The following is a 6,792-nucleotide window of genomic DNA, read 5'->3' as shown; positions in this document are numbered from 1 at the left end:
CTGCGGGCGGCGCGGCCACGGCGCCCGCCGCCGGTGCTGCCGCCCCGGCATCGGCCGACATGGGCGTCGAGGCCATCATGGCCCGTCGCTGCGTGTCCTGCCATGCCGCGCAGCCCACCCAGGCGGGCTTTGCGCAGGCGCCCAAGGGCGTGATGCTCGAGACCGCCGAGCAGCACCGCCAGCACGCCGCCAAGATCGCCGAGACCGTGGCCAGCCGCTACATGCCGATCGGCAATCTCACCGGCATGACCGATGCCGAGCGCGCGGCGGTGGCTGACTGGTACGCGACGCTGGCTCGCTGAGCAGCTGCGCCGCCACCGCCACCGCGATCACCGCCGGTTCCCGGCCGCTCACCCCGGGCAGGCCGATCGGGCACTGCAGCTCGGCTGCCCGATCAGGTGCCATGCCGCGTGCGCGCAGGCGCCGGCCGAAGGTGACGGCCTTGGTCTGCGAGCCGATCACGCCCACGCGGGCGAAGCGCGCGGCGTTCAGCGCCGCCTCGCACAGGTCGAAGTCCAGCGCGTGGCTGTGGGTCATGATGAGCACATGGCAGTCATCGGGCAGGCCGCGCAGTTCGGCCACCGCCTCGGCTTGCGGGCAGGACACCAACCCGGACAGGGGTGGGGCAAGTCCGATGCCGCCTGCCACGGGCGCGCCCTGGTCATCGGCGGGCAAGGGGTCGAACCAGTGCAGGCGCACCGGCAGCGTGGCCAGCAGCGCGGCGAGCGCCCGCCCGACATGGCCGGCGCCGAACACCGCCACGCTCAGCCGGGTGGGCGCCGGCGGCCACTGCGCCACCAGCGCGGCGTCGAGCCAGCGATAGCTCAGCCAGACCACCCCGCCGCAGCACTGGCCCAGACTCGGGCCGAGCGCGTGCCGTTGCGCGTCGGGAAGCGCTGCCCGCGCGGCCAGCGCGGCCTGGGCCGTCCGGATGGCCAGCCACTCGAGATGCCCGCCGCCGATGGTGCCGGCGGTGGCCTGCGCGGCCACCAGCAGGCGCGTGCCGGCCTCGCGCGGCGCCGAGCCCTCCACCCGCGTGATCTCCACCACCACCGCGGCCCGCCCCTCGGCGAGCCACTGCGCGGCGGTGTCACGCACCGGGTTCATGAGCCCCGCTGGCCAAGCGCCCGCAGCAGCGACATCGGGGTGCAGGGCGCATCCACCCGCGGCACGCCGCCGGTGTGGGCGGCCACCGCATCGCGCAGCGCCTCGTAGACCGAGATGGCGAGCATGAAAGGCGGCTCGCCCACCGCCTTGGAGCGCAGCACGGTGTCCTCGCGATTGGGCTGCGGCCACAGCCGCACCCGCAGGTGCTCGGGCACATCCCCGCTGGTGGGGATCTTGTAGGTGGACGGGGCATGGGTGCGCAGGCGTCCGTCGCTGTCCCAGACCAGTTCCTCGCTGGTGAGCCAGCCCATGCCCTGAACGAAACCGCCTTCGATCTGGCCGAGGTCGATCGCCGGATTGATGCTGGTGCCGGCGTCGTGGAGGATGTCGACCGCCAGCACCCGGCTCTCGCCGGTGCGCACATCGAGCGCCACCTCGGTGCAGGCCGCGCCATAGGCGAAGTAGAAGAAGGGTCGGCCGCTGAAGCTCGCCTTGTCGAAGTGGATCTTGGGCGTCTGGTAGAAGCCGTCGGACCAGAGCTGGATGCGCGCGTTGTAGGCCTCCTGCACCAGGCCCTGGAAGGGCTGACGGCCGGCCGGGCTGATCAGCTCGCCCCGGTGCAGCCGGACCTGCGCCACCGGCACACCCTCGCGCGCGGCGGCGAAGGCGAGCAGGCGCTCGCGGATGGCCACCGCCGCGCTCTGGGCGGCACGGCCATTGAGGTCGGTGCCGCTGGAGGCCGCGGTGGCCGAGGCATTGGGCACGCGGTCGGTGTCGCTGGCGGTGATGCGCACCCGGTCCAGCGGCAGGCCGAGCTCGTCGGCCACGATCTGGCAGATCTTGGTGTGCAGCCCCTGGCCCATCTCGGTACCGCCATGGTTCACCAGCACCGACCCGTCGGTGTAGACCGAGACCACCGCGCCGGCCTGGTTGAACTGGGTGGCGTTGAACGAGATGCCGAACTTCACCGGCGTGAGCGCCAGCCCGCGCTTGAGCAGCGGATGGGCCGCGTTCCAGGCCGCCACCGCGGCCCGGCGTTCGGCATAGCGGCAGTCACGGGCGAGCTCGGCGATCAGCTCGGGCGCGATGTTGTCCTCCACCGTCATGCCGTACTGCGTGGTGTTGCGCGGCGCCTCGCCGTAGAGGTTGCGCTGGCGCACCGCGAGCGGATCGAGGCCGAGGTGGCGGGCGATGTCGCCGAGCACCGCCTCGATAAGGATCATGCCTTGCGGGCCGCCGAAGCCGCGGAAGGCGGTGTTCGACTGGGTGTTGGTGCGGCAGCGCACCGACTCGACCTCGAGGTGCTCGAGGAAGTAGGTGTTGTCGATGTGGCTGAGCGCGCGATCGTTGACCGGCCCCGAGAGGTCGGCGCTGAAGCCGCACTGGCTGGCCATGAACAGGCGCAGCGCCCGCAGCCGGCCATCGGCCTCGAAGCCGGCGGTGTAGCGGTACAGGAAGTTGTGCCGCTTGCCGGTGATCATGAAGTCGTCGTCGCGATCCAGCCGCAGCTTCACCGGCCGGCCGGTCTTGCGCGCGGCCAGGGCCGCCCACACCGCCTGATGTCCGGCCTGGGTCTCCTTGCCGCCGAAGCCACCGCCCATGCGCCGGCAGATCACCTGCACCGCGTGCAGCGGCTGGCCCAGGGCATGGGCCACCCAGTGCTGGACCTCGCCGGGGTGCTGGCTGGCGGCGTGCACCAGCCAGCTGTCACCCTCCTGGGGCAGCGCCAGCGCGACCTGGCCCTCCAGGTAGAAGTGCTCCTGCCCGCCCACGGTGAACTCGCCCGAGAGCCGGTGCGCGCTGGCCGCCAGGGCCGATGCGGCATCACCCCGCTTGAGGCGCACGGTGGGCAGCACCTGCGCGTTCGCAGCCAGAGCCTGCGCGATGTCGAGCACCGCCGGTAGCGGCTCGATGCGGCACCGTACCTGCGCGGCGGCCTGACGGGCGAGCCGGTGGCTGGTGGCCACCACCAGCGCCACCACCTGGCCGACATGGTGGACCTCGCCCTCGGCGAGGATGGGTTCATCGTGGCTGAAGCTGGCCAGGATCCGATCGCCGGGGATGTCGTCGGCGGTGACCATGGCCACCACGCCCGGCATGGCCAGCGCAGCCTGCGCGTCGATGCCGAGCAGCCGGCCGTGGGCCACCGGGCTGAGCACCGGCGCGGCGTGAAGGGTGCCCGCCGGCACCGGCAGGTCGTCGATGAAGCGGGCCGCGCCGGTGACATGGGCGCGGGCGCTCTCGTGGGCGGCGGCGCTGCCGGCGACGATCGATTCCATGGCGTGCATCGCGTCTCTCCTCAGACCGTCAGGGCGCGCAGGCTGCCCAGGCGATCGTGGCCCGGTTCGGTTTCGTGCCACAGCCGCAGCAGCAGGTTGCCGATCACGGCGGTGCGATAGGCGGCGCTGGCGCGCAGGTCATCGATGGGGGTGAATTCACCGTGCAGGGCCGCGGCGCCAGCCTGCAGCGCCGTCAGCGACCAGGGCTGGCCGATCAGGGCGGCCTCGGCCTGCGGGGCGCGGCTGCAGGTGGCGGCCATGCCGCCCACGCCGATGCGCGCATCGACGATATGCCCGCCCTCGCACTGCACCGCCATGGCCAGACAGACCGCCGAGATGTCGTCTTCGAGCCGTTTGGAGACCTTCCAGGCGCCCAGCCGCAGGCCGGGCGGCGTGGCGGGCACATGCACCGCGGTGAGCAGCTCGTCGGCGGCCAGCCGGTTGCGGCGGTAGCCGGTGTAGAAGTCCGCGAGCGGCAGTTCGCGTTCGCCGCGCACGCTGGCCAGGGTGAGACGCGCGTCGAGGGCGAGCAGCAGGGGCATGGAGTCGCCGATCGGCGAGCCGTTGACGATGTTGCCGCCCAGCGTGCCGGCGTTGCGCACCGGCAGCCCGGCAAAGCGCGCCAGAAAGCCCGCCACCGAGGGGTGGTCTGCGGCCAGGGCCTGGAAGGCGTCTTCCAGGCGCGCGCCCGCGCCGAGCGTGAGACCACCGGCCTCGCGCCGGATGCGGCCGAGCTCGGCCACGCCGCCCAGATCGAGGGTCTGCGCCGGACGCTGGTGCTGCTTGTTGATCCACAGGCCGGTGTCGGTGGAACCGGCCACCACCAGGGCATCGGGCGCCTCGGCGCGCACCCGCAGGGCCTGGGCCAGGGTGGCGGGACGCCAGGCGGTGCCGGTGGCGCCGCGCAGCTGCGCGCCGGCGGTGTCGTGCAGGGCGTGCAGGGCCGCGGTGAGGGCATCGGTGTCCAGCGGCCGAGCGGGCAGGGCATGCATGGTCTGCGCGGCCTCCAGGATGGGCCGGTAGCCGGTGCAGCGGCAAAGATTGCCCGAGAGCGCGTCCTGGGCCTGCTCGCGGCTCACGCAGCCCGCCGGCGCCTGCGCGCCGTGCTGGTGGTAGAGCGCGAAGAGCGACATCACGAAGCCCGGGGTGCAGAAGCCGCACTGCGAGCCATGACAGTCGACCATGGCCTGCTGCGCGGGATGCAGCGCGCCGCCGGGTTGGGCCAGGTCTTCCACCGTGAACACCGCGCAGCCATCGACCGAGGACAGCGGCCGGATGCAGCTGTTGACGGCGCGCAGTCGCAGCGCGCCCTCCTGCAGCTCGCCCACCACCACGGTGCAGGCGCCGCAATCGCCCTCGCCGCAGCCCTCGCGGGTGCCGTGGCCGCCTTCCGCACGCAGCCAGTCGAGCAGCATGGCATCGGGCTCGGGGGCGGCGATGGTGACGGGGCGAAGGCCGCGCAGCAGGCGCAGGGGGCGGGCGGGCAGGCTCATGGCGATCGGCCGGCGCGGGAGCCGGCAGGAGGCGTTGCGGACGGGGCTGCTCTGACGATAGGCGGGCAGGGCAGATAAATCATATGATCAGACTTATGTTCTGAATACGGATTGTCTTATGGCAAACCCGGCATCCCTGAGCAGGATCGATCTCCAGCTCATCCGAGTCCTGCACACCTTGCTCCAGACCCACAGTGTCTCGCAGACCGCGCTTCGTCTCGGCATGCACCAGCCGGCGGTGAGCGCCTCGCTCGCCCGCCTGCGGGAGCTCACCGGCGACCCCATCCTGGTGCGCGCTGGCCGCGGCATGGTGCCCACCGACGGCGGACGCGCGCTGGCGGCACCTGCGGCCAGCCTGCTGGCGGCCGCCCGGGAGCTCTTCGAGGACCGCGACCAGGCGCAGTTCTCGCCGGCCGCCACCGATCGGGTCTTCCGGGTCGCGGCCAGCGACTTCCTCGATCCGCGCTTCCTGCCGCTGCTGGTGTCGGCGATCAAGGCCCAGGCCCCGTCCGCCGGCATCGAGATCCTGCCGCTCACCGCCGATTCCGATTACCGGGCGCGGCTGGCCGCCGGCGAGCTCGACCTGGTGGTGGGCAACTGGCTGCGCCCACCGTCCGATCTGCACATCGGCCGCCTGTTCCAGGACGAGATCGTGTGTCTGGTGGCCAGCCGCCACCCAGCGGTGCGTCGCGGCTGGACCTCCGAGCGCTATCTCGCCTGCGACCATGTCGCGCCCACGCCCACCTACCCCGGCGCCCGCGGCGTGATCGACGAGCTGCTCGCGCAGTCGGGCATGCGCCGTCATGTCAGCGTGCGCTGCCCGCACTTCGCGCTCACGCCGGCGATGGTGGCCGACTCGCTGCTGGTGCTCACCACCGGCCGGCTGTTCTGCTCGCGTTTCACCGAGAGCCTGCCGGTGCGCATCGTGCCCTGCCCGATTCCGATGCCGGGGCTCAGGTATTTCCAGCTCTGGCATGATCGAACCCAGGCATCGGCGGCCTGCCGCTGGTTGCGCGATCAGGTCCGTCGCGCCGCCGCCCAGCTGCGCTGAATCCGGTCTCCTCCCGGCCCACCTCCCGCCCATGACCGCGCCCCGCCTCGAGCTTCGCGAGATCACCAAGCAGTATCCGGCGGTGCTTGCCAATGACCGGGTGTCGCTCACCGTGGCCCCCGGCGAGATCCACGCGGTGCTCGGCGAGAACGGCGCCGGCAAGTCCACCCTCATGAAGGTCGTCTACGGTGCGGTGCGCCCCGACGGCGGCGAGGTGCTCTTCGATGGCCGGCCGGTGCGCATCCGCGGCCCCCATGAGGCCCGGGCCCTGGGCGTGGCCATGGTCTTCCAGCACTTTTCGCTCTTCGACACCCTGAGCGTGGCCGAGAATGTCTGGCTGGGCCTGCCCCCGGGCCAGAGCCTGGCCGAGACCAGCCGGCGCATCCGCGAGAAGGCCGCCGAGTACGGCCAGGAAATCGACCCCGAGCGCCCGGTGCATACCCTGTCGGTGGGCGAGCGTCAGCGCGTGGAGATCGTGCGCGCGCTGCTGGTCGAGCCGCGGCTGCTGATCCTTGACGAACCCACCTCGGTGCTCATGCCGCAGGCGGTGGAGCGGCTGTTCGTCACCCTGCGCCGGCTTGCCGCCACGGGCTGCAGCATCCTCTACATCAGCCACAAGCTCGACGAGATCCGGGCGCTGTGCCACCGCTGCACCGTGCTGCGCGGCGGCCGGGTCACCGGCGTGGTCGATCCCACCCAGGAGACCAACGCCAGCCTGTCTCGCCTGATGATCGGCGCCGAGCCGCCACAGGTCACGCCCGGCCCCACGCGAACGGGCGAGCTGGCCCTGGCCGTGCGCGGGCTCTCGCTGCCCCGCACCGATCGCTTCGGCATGGACCTGCACGAGGTCTCGCTCGAGCTG

At 72.5% G+C, this 6,792-nt stretch carries 6 protein-coding genes; 3 read left to right on the top strand and 3 right to left on the bottom strand.

Annotated features, from left to right (window positions below; genetic code table 11):
• Nucleotides 1-302: c-type cytochrome (locus AC2H6A_RS16875; protein WP_484274879.1), on the top strand; the 302-nt coding region annotated here is incomplete at its 5' end.
• On the opposite strand, the gene xdhC is transcribed toward AC2H6A_RS16875, so the two are convergent.
• The 3 genes from xdhC to xdhA are packed head-to-tail and all read right to left on the bottom strand — an operon-like array spanning nt 238 to nt 4,879.
• On the bottom strand, nt 238-1,107 hold the full coding sequence (gene xdhC, locus AC2H6A_RS16870; protein ID WP_484274878.1) for a xanthine dehydrogenase accessory protein XdhC: 870 nt from the start codon (nt 1,105-1,107) through the stop codon (nt 238-240). The two genes, AC2H6A_RS16875 and xdhC, sit on opposite strands and share 65 nt — an antisense overlap.
• Nucleotides 1,104-3,395 (bottom strand): xanthine dehydrogenase molybdopterin binding subunit, encoded by a 2,292-nt coding sequence (gene xdhB, locus AC2H6A_RS16865; protein WP_484274877.1) that lies wholly within the window; start codon nt 3,393-3,395, stop codon nt 1,104-1,106. Before xdhB ends, xdhC begins: the two co-directional genes overlap by 4 nt.
• 11 nt (nt 3,396-3,406) lie before the next feature.
• A complete protein-coding gene (gene xdhA / locus AC2H6A_RS16860) occupies nt 3,407-4,879 on the bottom strand; it encodes a xanthine dehydrogenase small subunit (RefSeq protein ID WP_484274876.1) in 1,473 nt (490 codons plus the stop codon).
• A 118-nt stretch (nt 4,880-4,997) separates the two neighbouring features.
• Between xdhA and AC2H6A_RS16855 the strand changes: the two genes are divergently transcribed.
• Both AC2H6A_RS16855 and AC2H6A_RS16850 read left to right on the top strand, forming a co-directional pair.
• On the top strand, nt 4,998-5,930 hold the full coding sequence (locus tag AC2H6A_RS16855; protein WP_484274875.1) for a LysR family transcriptional regulator: 933 nt from the start codon (nt 4,998-5,000) through the stop codon (nt 5,928-5,930).
• A 31-nt stretch (nt 5,931-5,961) separates the two neighbouring features.
• Nucleotides 5,962-6,792: ATP-binding cassette domain-containing protein (locus tag AC2H6A_RS16850; RefSeq protein WP_484274874.1), on the top strand; the 831-nt coding region annotated here is incomplete at its 3' end.

Source organism: Quisquiliibacterium sp., from assembly GCF_982640115.1.
The sequence above is the reverse complement of the archived record's forward strand: the minus strand, read 5'-3'. Positions and strand labels throughout refer to the sequence as shown.

What these genes read in the sequence shown, in the direction of transcription:
- xdhC (WP_484274878.1), bottom strand. Translation starts at nt 1,107, where the DNA reads ATGAACCCGGTGCGTGACACCGCCGCGCAGTGGCTCGCCGAGGGGCGG.
- xdhB (WP_484274877.1), bottom strand. Translation starts at nt 3,395, where the DNA reads ATGCACGCCATGGAATCGATCGTCGCCGGCAGCGCCGCCGCCCACGAG.
- xdhA (WP_484274876.1), bottom strand. Translation starts at nt 4,879, where the DNA reads ATGAGCCTGCCCGCCCGCCCCCTGCGCCTGCTGCGCGGCCTTCGCCCC.
- AC2H6A_RS16855 (WP_484274875.1), top strand. Translation starts at nt 4,998, where the DNA reads ATGGCAAACCCGGCATCCCTGAGCAGGATCGATCTCCAGCTCATCCGA.